This window comes from Flavobacterium enshiense DK69 (assembly GCF_000498495.1).
Taxonomy (GTDB): Bacteria; Bacteroidota; Bacteroidia; order Flavobacteriales; family Flavobacteriaceae; genus Flavobacterium; species Flavobacterium enshiense.
This window is the reverse complement of the sequence record NZ_AVCS01000013.1, coordinates 28,711-48,575: the sequence shown is the minus strand read 5'-3', so window position 1 is coordinate 48,575 and position 19,865 is coordinate 28,711. Positions and strand designations below refer to the sequence as shown.

Sequence of the window (19,865 nt, the reverse complement as noted above, 5' to 3'; positions counted from 1 at the left end):
TAAAATATCTAATGACAATAGACCCATTTATTGAGGAATTAAAAAAATTACGAGAATCTTCAAAGCATGCTGTAGCTCAAGGAACCTATTCTAACTTAAATGGATTTAAAAAATACCTGCATATTGATAGAGAGGTTGAGAAAAAGTTAAAAAATATCATTTCTAAGGCGAGCCAAAAGACTACAGCTCAATTGTTGCTTGTTTGTGGAAATGTTGGAGACGGAAAATCACATATTTTATCTCATTTGCATGATGAACTTAAATATGAAATCAGTCAATTTACAATACATAATGATGCTACCGAATCTCATAATCCACATGAATCTTCTAACCAAACCTTATACAAATTATTGCAAGGTTTTAAAGATGATGCAATAAGTACTGCAACAGACAAAATAATACTGGCTATCAATCTTGGAACACTCAGTAAGTTTATTGAAGAATTTGGATCTGAGTTTACACAACTAAAAGCATATATTTCTGTTAATAAAATATTGGATGCCGATATTGTACATGATGATGCTTTTGATGATGGTAGTTCTTTTCATCATGTAAATTTTACAGATTACCATTTGTATTCCTTAACTGCGGGAGGTGCTGTTTCGGAACTAATTACTACACTATTTGAAAGGATTGTTGCGAATAATGATATTAATTCTCTTTACAAAGCGTATGTTTCCTATAAAGAAAGTTTAGCCGAAGGACTAAATTGTCCTATACTATACAATTATGAATTCCTTTTTAGTGAAAACAATAGGCAACTAATTGCACAACTTATTATAAAGGCGATTGTAAAGAGCAAAGAAATTGTATCGTTACGAACCTTATTGAACTTTGTCTATGATTTAATTGTACCGGTTGATTTAGCAGATTTGAATGTAACTGACTATGCTCATCGTATCACTAATTTTAGCAGTACAGAGTTTTTAGCTAACCTATTGCCTAATTATATCTTTGAACACCCTGAGCTTTCCAGTTTGTTTGAAAAGATAGAGCGTTTAGATCCTTGCTTAACTAGAGATGCTGCTACTGATGAAGTTTTACTTTCTTTAATTAATGCTTCAAATCCGGTTCCTCTTTTTGAGTCACATATTAATAGTGACTATATCAATACTATTCAATCGCGATTAGCTAGTACACCAATTGTAAAAAGTACACTTGCCCGTTTTTTTATTCGATTGAATTACTTCAGCAATTATTATGAACAAGATAGCTTAAAGGAAGTAGATTATGAAGAATACTTAGTGTGGCTGTATCATTACAATAACAACAACCCTGCCTATATTCAAAAGATATATGGTCTTGTTGAGGTGGCTGCTAGAAATTGGAATGGAGATGCAAAATCTAATGGAAAAGTGATAATCAACGTTGGTAAAAAACAGACGAAATACAGAGTATTTAAAGACTTTGACCCTATACCAGACTTAAAATTAAATTCTAAAAACAGTGATGATATTTTACACAAATTCACGCAAGAGTTTAGCTTGGCATACAAGATAAACCAGGAAAAAGAAAGTCTTAAAATACATGTGGATTATAGTTTGTTTAAAACCTTAAAAATGGTTTCCAAAGGCTATCGTCCTAATAAAAAAGACAATAACAATTTTATATATTTTGTCAATACTATCACGACACTTACCAATCAAAATAACCACAAAGCTTCACTATATATAGATGAAATTAATATAGGTAAAGCGGTAGATTATCAATTTTCAAAAAATCCTTTTGGAGGCTATACTTTTCAAGTACTATGAGAACTATAATATTACATAAAACTGGAGATAATAGCCTAGAGAAACGCTATTTTAAAAATAAGACTTTTAGCCATGTTACTGGAAATCAAATAAAGTTGTTGCCATTTAAAACTAATCCCAGTGGTGATTCGTTTGGCGATGATTTTAAATCGTTTCAAGGTATCGTGGGCGAGCTTTATCGCCTATTGCATTCAAAAGGACAAGTAGAATTTCCAAACAGTGATAATTCTTTTAAAACGGAGTTTAAAGCGACCATTTTAAACAACGCTTTATCAAGAGTTTCAACCGAAAAACCGGAAGAATTAAAGAATTTGATTAGCACTCTTTTTTTCAATGAGGATCAAGGGCTGATAAAATTTAACAGTAAAACCTTATTGTATATGAATTTTATCAATAACCATAATGCGATTAAAGAACTACCAAAATTTATCATTGACCTATTTGAATTGGAGGATTATACCGAAAATTTGAATACAGAGTTTGAAACGGATGAAAATATACTTCATCAATTACTACTTGAAAGCTTGCCTGAATTACCTGAAAACAAAACAAAAACTAAAGTCAGTGGTTACTATAATGTGGTTCCAGAATTAAAAACAACTTTTCAAGAGGACTTTTCATTTCTACTTAACAACCCGGCTTTTTTACTCAAGTATTCTGAAGATTTTTTTAAATACTATTATTTTCATTACTTAAATCAATTCCTACTTCATTTGAATGATTTTGGCTCTGGAGCTGGAACAGTAAAAGCTGTTTACTATACTATGGATTGGGAAACCCTATCAGAAAATAGGTTGTCTAATCATCTGACAGGATGGAAACAATTAAATCGTGTTTCAGAAGCAGCCTTTGCCCATGTAAATGCCATAGAATTATTAAACTATATCACCATTGATGAAAAGAATATAGGTGACTATCATTCTATTATCTCAATATGTAATGATCTAGCTTCTAATGAACTTGAATTGCTTCAAGAGAAATTAAAAGAACTCACCGCTTTTTATACTGATAGTATCACTGTTTTTGACACCGGGAAAAATTGGGAAGATTGTGAACGCCTTTTAGCATTAGATATGGTAAATAAATCTTTTTCAAATGCTATTGAAAAGAATATTTATTCCCTTTGGTTTAAAATTAAATACCAGTTTGAAAATTCTTCTCGATCTAAACCCTACAGTGATTATGCGAAATGGTATGTACAATTTGGAAAAACGAATTACACCAAAAACAGAGGTCGTTTAGGTAATACCATGGTTTTGTCACAAGAGCTTTTACTTTTCTTGACTAGATTGTGTATTGGTAAGGAGGATAAAATACGACTCAAAGTATTATGGGATAAATTTAAGGAACGTGGTATTGCCTTTGATGAAACCACCAAATTAGAAATTACCAAGCTGTTTGAAAAAATTAATTTAATCGAGAAAAAAAGTGATAGCGGAGATGCACAGTACGTCAAGTCAACTATATAAGAGTACACCAAGTCAATTATATAACTATGTTACGAATTTAATTCTGAATTATTTTCAGACGCAAAAAATTCAGTATGGTGATCGTTTTAATCTTTTTTTAGAGGACCCAAAAACCATTGAGCAACTTTATTCAGCCTTACAGGAGCAAGACAATGTAGCTACAGTACCTTTTTCTTATACGCACCCTGATGGTGGTGAAGCCTATACTACTTTTTGCTTACTGATTGATAACGCTAAAGTGATTATCGCTTCGAGTGCTTATGCCTCGGAAGACTACTTTACTATGTTACGAAACAAAGTAGCTGACCAAAAGGATGTGTTTGAAGGTACAGCCATACTTATTTTATTTAGTGGTAAACTGGATAGTTTATTGGGTGGTAGTGGTAGTTTGAGCAAGGAAGGTATGCCTTTGCATTTTTCGCGTTTTAAAAGTCAAATTGAACAGGATATCGACCAAAATACTTCTTTACAAAAGCACGAGAAAACTATTTTAAAAGCGGTTTTAGAGCGAAAAACTAAAAGTGTTGTTGAGGACAATAATACCATTTTTGATTACGAACAGGTTATCAATTCACTTGAAAAGGGTGAGATTAAAACTAAAGATTATCGCTACTTAGGACTTTTTCCACAAGCGGAATTAGCGAGTAAAAATGGTTCTTTGGAAAAAGATTTAGCGGATAATTTTAAGCTTTACGAAAAATTTGAGAACATTTTTCTACATGGAAACCCCGCTTCTGATTTAGAGCAAGATTTACCTGATACTGCCGTCACAAAATTTATAAAAGAAGATTGGCATGAATTTGACTATGGGCAGATTGTAACCTGGATGGATAAAGAAAAAGAGAAAAACCCTCCTGTTTTCCAAGCTCTAGAATACAATAACCTCTTTCAGACTATTTGGAAACGAGAAGATGGTGAAAGTGTGGCGAAAAAGAGAAATATCAATTTAATTGTATTTAATCCTTCCATCGAAACACCATTTAATGTTAGTGTTCGATTTGATCAATTTATCAAAAAAGAAGGACTTGCTGTAAAGGTAGGTTCTAAAAATATTAGTGTTTCTAATAGTGGGTATTCAATTGTACTCGAGTTTACCAATTTTGAAGCGGATGACTTATTTAGTTTAGTTGAATATCGAGATCCTGATACTGATAAGCGTTATGTTATAAGAATATTACACCTTCCTTTTGAATCGACTGCTCTTAGTGCTTTTGAAGGGACCTTTCAGTTAAATGTGCAGAAAAACAATTCTTATTTATTATTAAAAGAGCAATCTACCTACGTTTTCAATCCGAATGGGAGTATCGCTACTCATGATACTATAAAATTGGATACTACTTTTAGTGTTCAAGAAGACCAACATTTGTTATTGGATTACGAAAATTCATTAGCCCAAGAAGACTTAATTCATTTTAAGGTTGATTTACTTGGAATTGCCATTCCTATCGCCATCAAATCAGATTTTGAGGCACTTAAACCGATAACGGGTATTGATGTTTGGAAAGAAAAAAGAGAAAATCGACTTGATTTCAAATTCATAAAAGAAGATGCTGTTATTAAATTGTTGTTTAAAAACAATGAAAAGACCGTTAGTGGTGAATTCAGGACCAACTTATTACAAGAAGAACAGCTAATTCAATCCAAAGCTTATTCTTGGACATTGGGTAATGAAAACAAAATCGCTGCAAACGATTTAGTCCTACCACCAACAATTAAAGAAGCCTTTGATAAGTTGCGTTTATACTATCAAAAGAGAAACTTGTTGCCTAGTTTAACCTATTTAAATGATGAGGTAAAGGAGTTGGCTACTGCCTATGTAAGCTGCTTTATCCAACAGTTGGACAAATTGGAAGAAAATAAACCTTTATCTCAGGAACAAAAAAATCTTTTTTGGCTTGGTGTGGTAAAAGAACAAGGTGGAGAAGAAAAGATTAAATTCAGTCCATTGCATCCGCTTAATGTAGCTTACCAATTGCAACTGCAGAACAATTTAAAAGACGAAGCGGTTTATAATGCCATTTTAAAAAGACTAAGTCCGTATAATTTGGCGCCTTATATTGAAGGTAAACCTGATGAAATTTACATTCCTATAGAATCCAGTCATTCACCAGAATGGTTGTATTATACTGTTTATCTGAATTCTAAACAGGCCGTACCCAAAAGTTTTGTCTCTGACTTGGTAAGCGATAAAATAAAGGACTTCACGACCAATTTTGAATTTCTTTTTGACGATTTAAAGCAATCACCGCTGAAAATCAATGTGATCAATCTTGGCGATTGTAAAGAAGTAGTTGAAGGTATTTTTAACTACTATCGTAAATATTTGAATTTGCATCTTACTAAAAGACTGAGCGATTTATTACCGATTGAAATTCATATTTATGGTTCGGATAAGATTGTTACCAAATTTGAGGAACTCACTTTTTACGAAAATGTTGAAGACATTAAAAAGCATTTAGGGATTGAATTAAAAACTAAGAATTTTGGAGAAGATGATTTGTTGTATGCTTTTTTAGAAAACGTAAAATTTTATAGCAAAAAGCTGCCTACCAAAGCGGAACCGTATGAGTATGCCCATGTTACTTTCTATCAGTTTGATGTTACCAAAACAGGTATTTCTTATGATGATATGAGTTTGGTTAAAACTGGAATTTCGTTCAACGGATTAATGGCAGATGTTTCATCCACACCAGGAACCGAAAATTACCGAACGGGATTTGGCGTAAAAGATTTAGTAGAGCAGCCTAACGCTTTAATCCAACTTTCTAGTCTGTACAATGCGTTTGTTCGAGTGTCACTAAACAATGACCCCTTTGAGCGTAATAAAGCTATTTGTACGACAATTGATTATGATGTAAAAAAACAGTTGGAACAACTGTATCGTGATTCGCAATGGGTGACTTATATTGATCCAAAGGTAGATTTGGACTTTTTTAAAGAAAACAAAGATTTAGTTATTATTCATTACAGTGATCAGTATCATAATTCTAATGGTTATGATGCTATAACAGTTAGCCGAAAAACCAGTCAATATGAGTTTGTGGTTAAAGAATTTTTAGAAAGTCATAACGTTCAGTTTGATTCGGCCACGGATACCCTTGCCATTATCAATTTCTTTAATGCGATTAATGGTGAATGGTTGTTAAAACTTATTCGACAGCATAGTCATTTCCCGAAAGAGAAATTAAGCTTGTTGTCTGGAGTTAAAACCGCCTTGACATTTTTATACCATCCTAATATCATTTGGATTCCGATATCTCTTGAAGAAATATTACGGGTTTCAGGTAATGCCGGATTGGATATGGGAGAAGGTTTGTTCTCTACCAAAAACTTAGGTGCCATTGGTTCCTTTAGTGATGATCTATTGTTTATTGGATTGGAACACTATGAGGGAGAATTGCTAATGCACTTCTATCCGGTGGAGTTGAAAATTGGTGGTTCAGGTATTGTGAAAAAAGGCATTGAACAAGGTAAACGAACTGCAACTTTATTGCAAGAACACCTCAACAAGGAAGGATTTTTAAGTAGTTTCTATAAAAACTTTTTTGCTAAACTAGCTTTAACCAATGCTGAAAAGATGAAACTTTTTCATGTTTGGGACAGCCAAAATTGGGATGTTATTTTAAATAATTACCGCCAAGATTTATTAAACTCTGATTTTACAATTAGCAATCGTTTAAAACCTGCTATTGGTGTATTTGGATTGGTTTATTTTGGGAATGATATCTATCAGCGAAAAATCAATATCACCGATAACTTTATGCGTGTTGATTTGCGTGAAGAGGACGGTTATAATTTCTTGGTCCAATCAGTTGATGATTTAATCCATCTTTTTCATAAAACGCAAACCACTATTGAAAAAAGTAAATTGTTGATTCATTCGATTTCTGAAATGGCTGCAGTTGATTTATTTTCATTGGAAGAAACTTCAATATTAGATAAAAATCCAACAGCTACTCAAACTATCTCAGCAGAAACTAGTACTCCTGTACCTGCTGACCAAGTGCAAAAAACTACTACTCAGCATAATACAGGGGGAGGAATTGAAATCCTTTTTGGAACTGATTTGAACAGTTCAAAACCGGTAATCTGGGAGCCAAATAATACTAATAAGGTGATGCATACCAATACGGGGATTATTGGCACCATGGGAACTGGAAAAACACAGTTTACGAAGTCGCTGATTAGTCAGTTGGTTTCCAATTCGGATAAAAACATTGGCGATGAAAAACTGGGCATTTTAATCTTTGATTATAAAGGCGATTATATCAAAGAAGATTTTGTAAGCAAAACAAATGCTAGAGTTTTAGAGCCGTATCATTTGCCGTACAATCCGTTATCGTTGGATGCTACCGAGCAATCAAAACCGATGTTACCCTTGCATACGGCTAATGATTTGAAAGAAACGATTTCGAATGCTTTTAATTTAGGGAATGTACAAAAACAGCGTTTGCGCGATGTTATAGTTGAGGCGTATGAAGATAAAGGCATTCAAAAAGCCAATCGAGATTCTTGGTTACTTACTTCCCCTACTTTAGGAGATGTTTGTGACATATATTTGGCTAGCGAGAAAAACTCTCAAGACAGTTTGTATGCTGCGATTTCCAACCTTTCCGAATTTGAAATATTCGAACCCGATTCCTCTAAAACCCAATCATTGTATTTTTTGATTGAAGGTGTTGTGGTTATTAATTTATCGGGTTATGATGAATCGATACAAAACTTGATTGTAGCAATTACCTTGGATGCCTTTTATACCCAAATGCAACGCCATGGTCATAGTACGATTAATGGGCAAATGCGTGAAATTAAGAAAATGATATTGGTAGATGAAGCCGATAACTTTTTAAGTAAAAACTTTACTTCTATTCGTAAGATTTTAAAAGAAGGACGTGAATTTGGTGTTGGGACCATACTTTCGACACAGTTTTTGAACCATTTTGCCACCAGTGAAAATGAATACTCCAATTATATTTTGACTTGGGTTATTCACAGAGTGAATGAAATTAAAACCAAAGAGGTCGATTCATTATTTTCGTTAGAAACAAAGCAACAAAATGAAAACCTAATCCGAACCATTAAAGGTTTGGAAAAACACCAAAGCATCGTGAACCTAGCCGGCTCTGAGCCGATTTTGATTAAGGATAAGGCTTTTTGGGAGTTAACATAATTTTTTAATAGTTATAAAAAGATATAGTGGAAGTAATAAAAATAACTGATCGAGAATTAATTGGCAGTGGTGGCAATTGGAAAGTTTATGAAGGAAATTTATTGAATGAAACAGATGATCCAGTAATTATAAAAACTAATGATAAGATAAGTGAATACAAAATTAATGGAAATATCAAAAATTATGAATTAATAAAATCATTAGGTCTACCAACGTTGAAATTCTTCAGAAAAGCGAAAATTGATAAGGAGCTTGCTATTGTAGCTGAAAACTTAAATAATATTTCCGATGTAATTTATGTTACGCCAAATAGTGTAATAACAATCCAGAATAAAAAGATGGATCAAATTACGGGTAAAAAAAGAATTGAGTCAAAAGCAGAACAAAAGCTTTACGACAATAAGATAAGTACAATAAACAACCTATTAGAATTCATTCAAGATATCAAAATAAAATTAGCAGAAATTAGTCGATTAAAAGTTATATTGGAGTATGATTGTTACTTTTTAGGGATATCAAATCAAAATATATTGGATTATAAAATTGCTGATTTTGATACAATTTTTGAATGTGACGATAAATCAACTGAAGAGTGTTATCAAATAAATCTTGATGAATTAAAAAGAGTTTTAATGCTTTTTATTGAGTATTTTATAATTGAAACAGAACAAAGTGAATTATCAAAAATCGTAAATGAAAATTTATTAAGTTAGTAACTTAACTATTTGTGTAAGTATAAAAAGAGGAGTTTGCAAACCCCTCTTTTTATAAGTAGTTATAAATTTCAATCAGAATTTTACTAGCATAATTTCGGGCATAATCCCAATCTTTATTTGGTATTGATTTGGGGCAAGTTCTTGAAGTATCTGAAATGATTTCAAAAGAATCGGTATAAGGATAATACTTTTCATAATAATTTTTCATTAAATTAGTTCGATAACAAGACAATTCTTCATGTATTGCATGTTCGACAGCTTGAGTAATAACTTTCCACCTATTTTCACTATAATCATTTCTAACTTCAGTTAACTCAACGGAAATTAAGTTTAAATCATTTAGATATTCACTAATTTTCAGACCTTTATTTTCAATTTTTTTATAAAAAGTCCCCTTGTAGTAAAAATGCTGAATCCACCTTGAAAAAGTAATTTTTTGGGTTTCTCCAATGTAAAGTAATTCTCTTGAAAAAATTAAATAAACAAAAGAGCCTTCTAAATCTTCTTTAATTGAACTCTTAATTTTCATTATCAAATAAATCCCAGTTATTGTTTACCCAATTATCCAATTGATGTGAGGTTGATCTCAGAAATTTTTTAAATATTTTTAATACTAATTCACTTTCAGCCTCGTAAAATTTTTCAATTGTCTGGTTTTGTCCCACAGCCAAAGAATGAAAAATAGCCTCTAATGCTTGTCTGTATGGAGATTCAGGTTCTTTTTTACTTATAACTAAATCGTAATAAGGATGATTTTTATCAATTAAAACATAAGTACCTTCAGTAGTATCATAACCCGCTTCCCATAATGCCCTATCTCTATTACCATTCCAATATCGAACTCGTCTAAAAGTATCCTGGCTTTCATCATCTTCATATTTAGGCTGGGATTCTTCTTCAAAATCTTTAGAACTATTTTCTAATAATTCTTTTCGCTTTTTACTTTCTTCGGGATTTACAGGATTTGACTCATCTTCATCTTCCTCAAGTGCAGAATTTGTATTATTGAACTCTGCACCTTCATTCTCATGTTTTTTAGAATCTTTTATTTTTAAATCACAAAGTTCAAATAATTCTTTTGATTGATTTCTAGGTACAGTGATTAATCGATTTAATGTAGTTTCAACCTCTTCTGAAATGGTTAAATGTTGTTTAGAAACATCTACATCAAACAATTCATCATGTTCTGTTTGAAAAGATACTTTTATGCGTATTCCAAATTCTCTATTTAGGAATAATTTTTCACCCCATTTAATTAATCTTCCATTTCTATAAAAGTAAAAACCACTATTTTTTAATGATACATCATACTCTTTAATCTTTGCTCTTTCTTCATCTGTGAATCCAACAAAGTTTTTCATTCCATCTTTTGGGAAAATTGTAGCTTGAATTTTTATTTTCTCTCCAGATGGATCTATTGGGTTTTCAAAATCTTTATCTAATACTTTACATGGCTTTTTACAATCGTAATCTTCCTTCTCAAAGCTATCAAGAGCGTCTGACCAAAAGAGTAAGTCTTTTGGAGAAATTTCTTTATTTCTTATTTCCTTATTTCCAGAATCAAATATTTGCAATTTAAAACTAACACCATCTTTTTCAAGAAATTCCGAATAGAAAACACCAGCTTTATTTGATAAATCTTCACTTAATTTTTGTGCGCTAATTCTACTAGTATAAATTAGATTGTGAAAAGAAATAACAGTACCCGAAGCATACTCTTGAAGAAAAGATGTTACTAATTCATCTGTTGATTCAACACCATAGCCAAATTCACCAGAAGATTTGATTAAATCTCTATCTAGAAAATATTTTTCAGAAATAGCATTATCAACTATTTTACTTGTAACCTCAATTCTTTTTCCTAAAGAAAAACCTGCCGACTTGAGGCCAAGACCATATTTTGAAAGACTATTATTACCGTATTTAACATCAGAACCTAATTCTAAAGCTTTTTTTATACCGCTTTCATCCATTCCATTTCCATCATCAATAACATAAATTTTTTCTATATTTTTTATGTTATTGATATTCATACCTTCTTTAAGATAAATCTTAATTAAGATGTTTTTTGCACTAGCCATAAAAGAATTATCAATGATATCCATTATTGCTGAGCTTGGATTATAACCTATTTTAGAAATTGCTTCACAGATTCTATCTGCATTAATAGGTAACGATTTGAAATTACTCATTTTAAAATATATTTTTAAGACCTAAATCAATCTTCTCACTCAAAAAATCAAACCCATCCATATTGGCCAGATTGTTAACTTCTTCGTTTAACAATTGTAAACCATCATCTACATGCATTTTGATATAACGTCCAATGTCTTTATCGGTTTTGTATAGGCCGTAGTGTACACAAAGTATCCCTAAGTATATATCGTAATTATCACCAAACAGGACTGACTTGGAATATTCTTTACCACCGGCATCCAAAATATCATTTAAATCCAATTTTCTATCCTGAGATAACGAATACGAAAAAGCCATTCGAGCAATAATATTTTCGGTACCTAAACCCAGTTTACGAGTCAATACCGCAACGACCTCTTTATTTTCTTTACTGGTTTTAATTTGCGTAAACATCTTGCTCTTGTTTTAAGTGGGTGAATAATTGGTCTACTGCAAAAGGTTTGAAGCTGGAACTGTTGTTGTTATTTTCGATAACGAATACTTTATTCACGTTAGGTTTTAAGTAATCGTATTCCAACTCTGATAGCTCTTTTTCTAACAATGGGAACAATACCACTTGCTCTGAAATCGCTGGGTAAAACTCTTTAATGATATTTTTAGAATGGTATTTGTCAAACTTTTGCAATGGGCTATCGATAAAAACCGGGAATTTGATTCCGGATTCGTCTACCAAAGCTTTTAATAAGGCTGTAGCATACAATTGTTGCTCTCCTTTAGATAAAGAATCTTTATCAATCACATTATCGTTTTTATCTAACAAATCGATATCCATTACGTCATCAACCACATTGACGCGAATGTTGTGAATGAAATCGTTTTTATGCATGATTTTTTTCAACCCAAGCATAATCGATTTTTGTAAAGAGTACTTTTTATCTTCTTTAATCTTTTGAATAATGGTACTGATTTTAGCCAATAACTTCTCGGTTACTTCGTACTTCTTACGGTCGGTTTCGACCAATTTGAAATTCTTTTCGTATTCTGAAAGGACTTTTTTAACGGATGCTAACCGTGTATAGTAATTGTCCAATTCATTGATTAACGTTCCTTTGTTTTGTGCCAGCAACGTGATTTTGTCATCTGCTTCCTTTTTATCTTGACGCAGTTTTTGTGCTAATGGATTGTCCTTTCTAGCTTCGGCTTGTTTGATTTGGTTGTACACTTTTGAAAGGTACATTCTGTTGTTCTTTTCTTCCTGTACCACTGCAGAAAACTGACTTGAAAAGGCTCCTTTTATATTGTTGAATATGGCTTCGAAATTACGGAATTGCTCATCAGAATAATCTAAAAGGATATTCCCCGAATTTGAATCACTTTTCTTAACCTCTTTTTCAGCTATCGTTTTATTTAAAGCTTCAACCACTTTTGATTTTGATCCATTATCTAAACTTAAGGCTTCGATATTCTTTAGTAATGCTACTGAAAAGGCGTTTAATTCTTTGCTTAATACTGATTGATCAATAGATTTTGAAGAAGTCTTTTGCTCAAAAAGTAATTGTTCTCGTAATTGCGTTAGTTTTTTACCGGCCATTACTAATGGCGCAATGTCCATTAGCTTTTTCAACTTGTTTTTAATTTCAGCTGATTCGGCTTTTAAACGCTCGCGATCCAACTTCATTTTTTGAAGTTCTTCCAACGTAATCCCATTTCCTTCACGAATCAATTTTTCCTGAAGGTTGTCGCTAATGATTTTTTGATTGGCAATATCGCGATCAATATTGGCTTGTTTTTCAAGGTTTAGTTCGATGAATTCAGTAAGCTCGGTTTCGGTATCAGTAAGTTCAAACAATTTGGTTTGCTCTACTTGGGTAGCACCGTTTCTACGAAGTTTGGTCAATAAAGTTTCGAGATTCTTTTTTAAATCTTCGTACTTTTTAATTCCTAAAACTTCTGAATAGGCTTTGCTCAAGTTTTTTAATTCTGATTTCGATTTTGCCTCAGCCAATGAAACAATTTTCTCGGCATCAAAGAAGAAAAATTTTGCTATTTCACGTGGTAGGATGAAATCATTGATGAATACCTCTAAACCTACTTCTTTAGTTAATTCGTTTTCAATTCCATCAATCTTTATCGTTAAATCTTCCGTATCGGATTTTAAATCATAAGCACGTTTAATAACCACAGACTTACATGGTATCGAAGGAATCAGAATATCTTTTAATTCGATTTCAATAGAGAATATGGCGTTACTTGTTACCCCATTTTCAAAATCGGACTTTATATCACGATTGATTAGAGATTTGATGAACTTTTCGTAACCACCTGCATTTTTGATGTCTTTTTTATACTTGTCCTCAACCTCACTCATCATCTTACCGTAGAATACCCAGATCAATGATGTCAAAAAAGTAGTTTTTCCAAAACCGTTTTTACCGGCAATGATATTGATGTTTTTGGTATTATTTGGAGATAATAAAATCTCGTTTTCGCCCTTATAAATTCTGAAGTTTTGGAATTTTATTTTGTTAATTTTCATAGCCCATTATCATTTACAAAATTTTCAATTCTCTTTTCTACATCGTTATGCAAACCGTATTTGGTAATCATTAATGTTTTGGTTTCTTGCAAAGCGATTAAATTATCAATCAAGTGGTAGTACTCTGGATCTTCAACACAAACGTCTCGTAAAATTCTACGTTCGGTATCGTCTAATGACTTAATGTTGTTGGTGCTGATGTCTTTGTTGTAAATTTCTTTATATAAATCCCCCACAGTATGATCGAAATAGCCATCGCGATTCCACGTTACTTGAATAGCAATTAACTCCTGATTATTGATTAAGGTAATATGCGGTCTTTCTTTCTGAATTTCCTTTTGAACTTGTAATAAGTCTTTTAAAATTTGGTATCGGTATTCAGCTGTATAATTTCCATTATTGGTCCCATCTTCACGTACTGCTTCTTGACCATTTCTACGAGTATCCGAGCGGTTTTCAGAAATATTTCTTCCTTCCACCAATCGGTTTCTAAAGTCTAATAGAGGCTGCATCCAGTTTTGACCATTATTGACCAAAGAAGTCATAGATTTATCGTTTTTCACGACAGTACACGTCCAACAACCAAAACGGCTTTGTCCACAAGAATTGTGTTCTTTGTTTACGACAACAGTAGGACACTCGTAATCGTCTGCACTGGCATCAGCATAAATTTGAAATAAAATGGAATTGTCAAAGCCCCACGGCGATTTCACTGTATTGATTAAATACCAAACTTCCTCCAAAAACATTTCTTTTATGGGAGCATAGGTATAGGTATTCACCGAAGTTTGGTGTTTGGATAAACGTTTACCTGTTACTTCATGACGGCGGATGGATCTTTCACGAGTAGCACTTTCATCATATCGGGTCCCTAACAAAACGATAGCTTCACCCATTTGGTCGACTTGTTCTACCAAGAAGTTGGAAGTAGGCCGAATTTTGAGTTTATCGGTACACCATCTGAAAGCACTGTTTGGAACCGGATATCCTTTTCCAATAACATTAATCCAAAAGGTTTCTTCTAATTTAGGAGTTGTTTTTTGAACAAAAATTGGTAAATCTTGGTCTCTTGCTGCTTCGCTAATTTTAGCTAACACATCTTCTACATAGTTTGCGATGATAGGGTTTTCAACCATAGTATCATTACAAACTACATAAACCTTTCTTTTTAATTGGAAAGGAAATGGCAAATCTTGTCTGATTCTTTCAAGGGCAATCCAAACAAGCATCAACAAAACTGTTGAATCTTTACCGCCACTAAAACCAATAATCCAGGGTCTATCTGATTGATCTGCATATGCATACTGATCTATTATTTCGGTAATTATGCCTTCTATTTTTTTGTTTTTTATGGAGGTCATTCCAGTTTTTTATTTGATATAAAAATATATTTTTATTATTTATTTTGTGTAAAATTAAATCATATTTATACAAAACTTATTAATATGTTTTGAACCGTTTTTGATTATTAAAAACTTGTTTTTTTTTGATAAATCTTTCTGTTTTAAAAGGATTACGTTTGTGTTTTAGCTAAGGATCAAACCTTATTAAGATTAAACATAAGTCGCATCCTGGAAGAAAGATGATTTTCTTGACAGGCTTTTATTTCAAATGTAGATAGGTTTGTAGATGTGTCAGTTGTGTGAAATTATAAGTTTTTGAATATAAACAACTGAAATACAGATAAATATGGTTTGGTTTTTGTTTTTATAGAAATAAATGATTAACTTCAATGAAAGAATAGAATTATTTTATGAATTGCAGTAAAATGCAGAAATAAGTACCATAGTTATGACTATTAAAGCAAATAAAGAAAATATAGTATCCGATATATTGTATTTGTTGTACGCAAACACAACCTATTTAGAAAGTTTTGCGCAAATCAGCGCAAAAATGCCGATGGGTAGAAGAACATTTGATAAGTATTGGAACGAGGCCAACCTACGATATAGAGAAGAGCGTCAAGCCATCCAAATGGAACTGAAAGAAGATAGTAAGTTACAGGCAAAAAAACACCTCAAAATGGCTTTAATGACGAAAGAAGAAGCGCTCATAAAATTACAAGAAATTGTGATAAACGGCAAGAGGGACAGTGACAAAATCAACGCAATCAGAGCAATTGTTGAAATAGAAGACTGGAAAGCTTCGATTAAATCCGATGTTATTATGGCTGGGATATCCCCGATATTTCCCCAAAACCCACTTATCGATAATATTTTTGAGACTTAGTGAATTTACTCTAATTTCGGACAGGACATTCTAATAAATAAAGGCTTATTATGAAATTGCGCTGATTGGAAGTGCGATAAATGCGCGAAATGAAGCATAAAAAAAACAATTTTATTCTCTCAAAAAATAAGGTTTTAATCTGAAAAATAAATTTACCGTACAATAATCGTACAATTATAAAAATAATAAAACCGTAAATATCTAAAAATAGTCTATTTACGGTTTTTTAATGTGGAGTCGGAGAGAATCGAACTCTCGTCCAAACGAGCAATCGAAGAGCTTTCTACACGCTTAGTTTCCGATTGGGTTTTCGACAAAAAGCAAGGCCGGAAACCGCCACTTTTTGCTTAGCTTTTTAAATGTCAGAAGGGATTTAAAGCGTTACCCTTCCTAGGTTTACTTTTACGGTTCCCCTAAGCCGAACGCCATAAACCAAGGCTTTCGAGGAGAATCCAGCTTTCCTACCTGGTAGGAACGAGGCAAATCTTACTATGATTCAGATTAAGCAGCTAAAGCGTAATTATTTTCGCCGTGTAAAATTTTGAAACCTTTTATTAACGAGAATTGTCCCAGTTCTCGGCGTGCTTACTTTCCAATTCCACCCGCTGTCAAAACCAGTCGACCCCAATGGTAATTGTTATGATTATAGCAATAAATCATAATGCAAAGTTAAAGTATTTAAAATTCAATTGAAAATTATTGCGCCACTATTCTTTAAATGCTACATTTGGTCGAAAATAAATAAAAACAGACAAAACTAACCTATAAAAATTAAATAATTGTCACTTTTTGTGATATTTTATTGATAATTGTTGAAAGATTGCAGAATGATGAAATTTGGAATTATTAGAGAAAGAAAAAATCCGCCCGACAGACGTGTGGTTTTTACACCTTCAGAATTGGTTAAATTAAAAGAACAGTTTCCGCAGGCAGAAATTAAAGTGGAATCTTCCGATATACGTATTTTTTCTGATGAAGAATATAGAAAATTAGGATTTGATGTAACCGATGACCTTTCGGATTGTGACGTATTACTTGGGGTAAAAGAGGTTCCCATTGATGCATTACTGCCCAATAAAAAATATTTTTTCTTTTCCCATACAATTAAAAAACAGCCCCATAACAAAAATTTACTTGTTGCCTGCCTGGAAAAAAACATCCGTTTGCTTGATCACGAAACCATAGTGAACGAATCCAACCACCGTTTGATCGGATTTGGGCGTTATGCCGGAATAGTTGGCGCTTATAACGGATTCAGAGCATTCGGGATAAAATACGAATTGTTCAATCTTCCTAAAGCAGAAACTCTGGCAGATAAAGTTGCATTGATTGAACGTTTACGTCGTCCAATGTTGCCGCCAATAAAAATTGTTTTGACCGGATACGGAAAAGTAGGGATGGGAGCCAAGGAAATTTTGGACGCCATGAAAATAAAACAGGTTTCTGTTGAAGATTATTTAACTAAAACCTACGACAAGCCAGTATACACCCAAATTGATGTTTTGGATTACAACAAACGCAAAGACGGAACTGTTGTGTCAAAAGAAGATTTTTATCAAAATCCGCAGGAGTATGTATCCGATTTCGAGCGTTTTACTAAAGTTTCCGATATTTACATTGCCGGACATTTCTATGGTAATGGTGCACCAGTTATTTTAACCAGAGACATGTTAAACTCTCCGCACAATAAAATTAAAGTGGTCGCTGATATTTCTTGTGATATTGAGGGGCCTATTGAATGTACTTTGCGTTCTTCCACAATTGCAGAACCTTTTTACGGATATTATCCAAGCGAGGGCAGGGAAGTAGATGTTAACCATCCCGGAGCAATTGTTGTGATGGCTGTAGATAATTTGCCGTGCGAATTGCCAAAAGACGCCAGCGAAGGTTTTGGACAAATGTTCCTGGAGCATGTTATCCCCGCGTTTTACAACAATGATAAAGACGGTATTTTGGAGCGTGCAAAAATTACCGAGAATGGTAAGCTAACCGAAAGATTTAAATATCTACAGGATTATGTAGATGGTAAATAAAAAAAGTCCCGATCAAATCGGGACTTTTTTTATTGTTTTTTGAAAAAATGAAAGTTTTTAAATTATTGATTATTGGAGTTGTTCCAATCAATTTTTCTCGAGAAGTACATTACCAGGCCTAAGATGATAAACAGACCGATGCTTCCAACAAGAAGCGCATAATTCTCTAATTGTATTATCACATAGATGAACGCGTAAATGCCACTCAGGGCCGTTCCGATAAATAAAGGGAACTTCTTGGTTTTTAAAAAGGTAATGGAGTATAAAACAATCATCCCGATTACAGCGACCGATGCAATCAGATAGGCTAGAGAGAAACTCGAATGTTCGGTTATGGCTATCAGTAGTGTATAAAACATAATAAGTGCCAGGCCTAACATGGTGTACTGAAAAATGTGAATGTTTATTTTATTGATCAGCTGAATTAAAAAGTAAACTAAGAAGGTGAGTCCGATTACTAGGAATCCATATTTCGAAGCACGGTCATTCTGCTGATATTCGTCTACTGTTTCAATCAGTTTTACGCCAAAGGAATATTCATTGAGATTCGGAAGTTTTTTTGTGTATTGTTGCGAAAATGAACGATTTACATCCATTATTTTCCAGTCGGCATGGAATCCTTTTTTGCTGATTGATTTGGTTGCATCGTTTGCTGCAAACATGCCTTCAAAACTTGGTGAATCCCAGTCTGAATTTAGGTTGATCTGCGTCGTTTTTCCAATCGGGATGAATTTTATGCTATTGCTTCCGTTGTATTTCATCGCAAAACTGAAATCCAGTTTTCCGTTTGGTGCCAATGTTCTATAGTCGAAAGTTCCTGTTTCAAGCATACCATAAAAATTATCGTCGGATTCTTTTGATTCAAAGTTGAAATTCTGTTGATTGAGTTTAACGGCCAAATCACTTTTAATGCTTTTCAGATTAGTTGTTTTGACTACCAATGATGCCTTGTCCCATTCTAAATCTTCGTCTGTTAAATCTAGTTTTTCAAAATTCAGCTTTCCGAAGTGCCCGTCAAATTTCATGTCGGCCGTATAGACCACATTGCTGTAAATACCTCTCTTTAATGAGGTGTTTTTTTTGATATCCGAAATATTGCTGATTTTATCCGGAAAGAAATAAGCATATTCAACACTGGTTTTTCTTTCAATGCTGGTTTGATTCGTTTTAGAGTCAACTACGGCAGTTTCAGTGTAACTTTTGTAAGGAACTTTTAGTATTGGTCCATAAAAAAACACGTCTTTTCCCCATAATTGGGAGACTTCATTTACGACTTCCTTTTTTCGTTCGGATCGTTCGTGGATCAAGTCATTTACAAATGCGAGCGGAATCAGTAATACCAATGTCAGCATACCAACCATTATCATTTTGATGGTTGTTGACTGTAGGAATGATCCAAGGAATGATCCTTTGTTCTGATTGATGCTTTGATTTTCCATTGTGTTTAGATTTTTGGTTTTATATTGATGATTTTCTTTATTTTAAAGTACTTTGAATTTCAAAGTTTAAGATTAAAAAAATATCTTAGCTCTTCTGTATCAATTTTTCAAGAGCTTCAATGTGATCGCGAAACGCCTTTCGGCCTTCAGGAGTTGCCTTGTAACTTGTATTGGGCTTTTTTCCAATGAATTGTTTTTCTACAACGATGTAATTTTCAGACTCAAGTGCTTTGGTATGGCTCGCTAAATTCCCGTCAGTTACTCCCAATAATTCTTTGAGAGTAGAGAAATCTGCCGATTCATTGACCATCAATACCGACATGATTCCCAGTCGGATACGGTGATCAAAAGCTTTGTTGATATTTTGAATAATATTTTTCACG

Annotated in this window: 13 protein-coding genes and 1 other RNA gene; 6 read left to right on the top strand and 8 right to left on the bottom strand. The window is 33.0% G+C overall.

What is annotated here, in order from left to right; translation table 11 throughout:
- Positions 1-11: 11 nt before the first annotated feature.
- The 4 genes from dptF to FEDK69T_RS09025 are packed head-to-tail and all read left to right on the top strand — an operon-like array spanning position 12 to position 9,106.
- Positions 12-1,754, top strand: a complete 1,743-nt coding sequence (dptF, locus tag FEDK69T_RS09040) for a DNA phosphorothioation-dependent restriction protein DptF (protein ID WP_023573846.1) — start codon at positions 12-14, stop codon at positions 1,752-1,754.
- Complete coding sequence (gene dptG, locus FEDK69T_RS09035) at positions 1,751-3,223, top strand: DNA phosphorothioation-dependent restriction protein DptG (protein ID WP_035630572.1); 1,473 nt, start codon at positions 1,751-1,753, stop codon at positions 3,221-3,223. Before dptF ends, dptG begins: the two co-directional genes overlap by 4 nt.
- Positions 3,195-8,393 (top strand): DNA phosphorothioation-dependent restriction protein DptH, encoded by a 5,199-nt coding sequence (dptH, locus tag FEDK69T_RS09030; RefSeq protein WP_023573845.1) that lies wholly within the window; start codon positions 3,195-3,197, stop codon positions 8,391-8,393. The genes dptG and dptH overlap by 29 nt, the downstream gene beginning before the upstream one ends.
- Before the next feature lie 26 nt (positions 8,394-8,419).
- Positions 8,420-9,106 carry a hypothetical protein gene (locus FEDK69T_RS09025; RefSeq protein WP_023573844.1) on the top strand — a complete coding sequence of 229 codons (687 nt, stop codon included), beginning with the start codon at positions 8,420-8,422 and terminating at the stop codon, positions 9,104-9,106.
- Positions 9,107-9,158: 52 nt separating this feature from the next.
- Here FEDK69T_RS09025 and FEDK69T_RS09020 read toward each other — a convergent pair whose 3' ends face one another.
- From FEDK69T_RS09020 to dndC, 5 genes are read right to left on the bottom strand one after another with little or no spacing between them, the layout of a single operon-like run.
- The gene (locus tag FEDK69T_RS09020) at positions 9,159-9,638 is read right to left on the bottom strand and encodes a hypothetical protein (RefSeq protein WP_035630574.1); all 480 of its coding nucleotides are present in this window, start codon (positions 9,636-9,638) and stop codon (positions 9,159-9,161) included.
- Positions 9,628-11,301, bottom strand: a complete 1,674-nt coding sequence (locus tag FEDK69T_RS09015) for an ATP-binding protein (protein WP_023573843.1) — start codon at positions 11,299-11,301, stop codon at positions 9,628-9,630. Before FEDK69T_RS09015 ends, FEDK69T_RS09020 begins: the two co-directional genes overlap by 11 nt.
- A 1-nt stretch (position 11,302) precedes the next feature.
- Positions 11,303-11,698 (bottom strand): DndE family protein, encoded by a 396-nt coding sequence (locus FEDK69T_RS09010; protein WP_035630576.1) that lies wholly within the window; start codon positions 11,696-11,698, stop codon positions 11,303-11,305.
- On the bottom strand, positions 11,682-13,781 hold the full coding sequence (gene dndD, locus FEDK69T_RS09005) for a DNA sulfur modification protein DndD (RefSeq protein ID WP_051385109.1): 2,100 nt from the start codon (positions 13,779-13,781) through the stop codon (positions 11,682-11,684). The genes FEDK69T_RS09010 and dndD overlap by 17 nt, the downstream gene beginning before the upstream one ends.
- The gene (dndC, locus tag FEDK69T_RS09000) at positions 13,778-15,142 is read right to left on the bottom strand and encodes a DNA phosphorothioation system sulfurtransferase DndC (protein WP_023573841.1); all 1,365 of its coding nucleotides are present in this window, start codon (positions 15,140-15,142) and stop codon (positions 13,778-13,780) included. The genes dndD and dndC overlap by 4 nt, the downstream gene beginning before the upstream one ends.
- Positions 15,143-15,572: 430 nt before the next feature.
- Between dndC and FEDK69T_RS08995 the strand changes: the two genes are divergently transcribed.
- Positions 15,573-16,010 (top strand): hypothetical protein, encoded by a 438-nt coding sequence (locus FEDK69T_RS08995; protein ID WP_023573840.1) that lies wholly within the window; start codon positions 15,573-15,575, stop codon positions 16,008-16,010.
- A 229-nt stretch (positions 16,011-16,239) separates the two neighbouring features.
- Here FEDK69T_RS08995 and ssrA read toward each other — a convergent pair.
- Positions 16,240-16,636, bottom strand: a transfer-messenger RNA (tmRNA) gene (gene ssrA / locus FEDK69T_RS15700).
- 204 nt (positions 16,637-16,840) lie between these two features.
- Here ssrA and FEDK69T_RS08990 point away from each other — a divergent pair.
- Positions 16,841-18,043: an NAD(P)-dependent oxidoreductase gene (locus FEDK69T_RS08990; RefSeq protein ID WP_023573839.1), complete on the top strand. Its 1,203-nt coding sequence runs from the start codon at positions 16,841-16,843 to the stop codon at positions 18,041-18,043.
- A 62-nt stretch (positions 18,044-18,105) separates the two neighbouring features.
- On the opposite strand, the gene creD is transcribed toward FEDK69T_RS08990, so the two are convergent.
- Complete coding sequence (gene creD, locus FEDK69T_RS08985; protein WP_394330681.1) at positions 18,106-19,467, bottom strand: cell envelope integrity protein CreD; 1,362 nt, start codon at positions 19,465-19,467, stop codon at positions 18,106-18,108.
- A 100-nt stretch (positions 19,468-19,567) separates the two neighbouring features.
- Entirely contained in the window at positions 19,568-19,864 is a 297-nt protein-coding gene (locus FEDK69T_RS08980) for a winged helix-turn-helix domain-containing protein (RefSeq protein ID WP_023573837.1), read from the bottom strand.
- Position 19,865: the final 1 nt, after the last annotated feature.

Excerpts from the sequence above, each read along its gene's own strand:
- FEDK69T_RS08995 (WP_023573840.1), top strand. The coding sequence starts at position 15,573 with ATGACTATTAAAGCAAATAAAGAAAATATAGTATCCGATATATTGTAT.
- FEDK69T_RS09015 (WP_023573843.1), bottom strand. The coding sequence starts at position 11,301 with ATGAGTAATTTCAAATCGTTACCTATTAATGCAGATAGAATCTGTGAA.
- FEDK69T_RS08990 (WP_023573839.1), top strand. The coding sequence starts at position 16,841 with ATGAAATTTGGAATTATTAGAGAAAGAAAAAATCCGCCCGACAGACGT.
- dptG (WP_035630572.1), top strand. The coding sequence starts at position 1,751 with ATGAGAACTATAATATTACATAAAACTGGAGATAATAGCCTAGAGAAA.
- dndD (WP_051385109.1), bottom strand. The coding sequence starts at position 13,781 with ATGAAAATTAACAAAATAAAATTCCAAAACTTCAGAATTTATAAGGGC.
- FEDK69T_RS09020 (WP_035630574.1), bottom strand. The coding sequence starts at position 9,638 with ATGAAAATTAAGAGTTCAATTAAAGAAGATTTAGAAGGCTCTTTTGTT.
- dndC (WP_023573841.1), bottom strand. The coding sequence starts at position 15,142 with ATGACCTCCATAAAAAACAAAAAAATAGAAGGCATAATTACCGAAATA.
- dptF (WP_023573846.1), top strand. The coding sequence starts at position 12 with ATGACAATAGACCCATTTATTGAGGAATTAAAAAAATTACGAGAATCT.
- dptH (WP_023573845.1), top strand. The coding sequence starts at position 3,195 with ATGCACAGTACGTCAAGTCAACTATATAAGAGTACACCAAGTCAATTA.
- FEDK69T_RS09010 (WP_035630576.1), bottom strand. The coding sequence starts at position 11,698 with ATGTTTACGCAAATTAAAACCAGTAAAGAAAATAAAGAGGTCGTTGCG.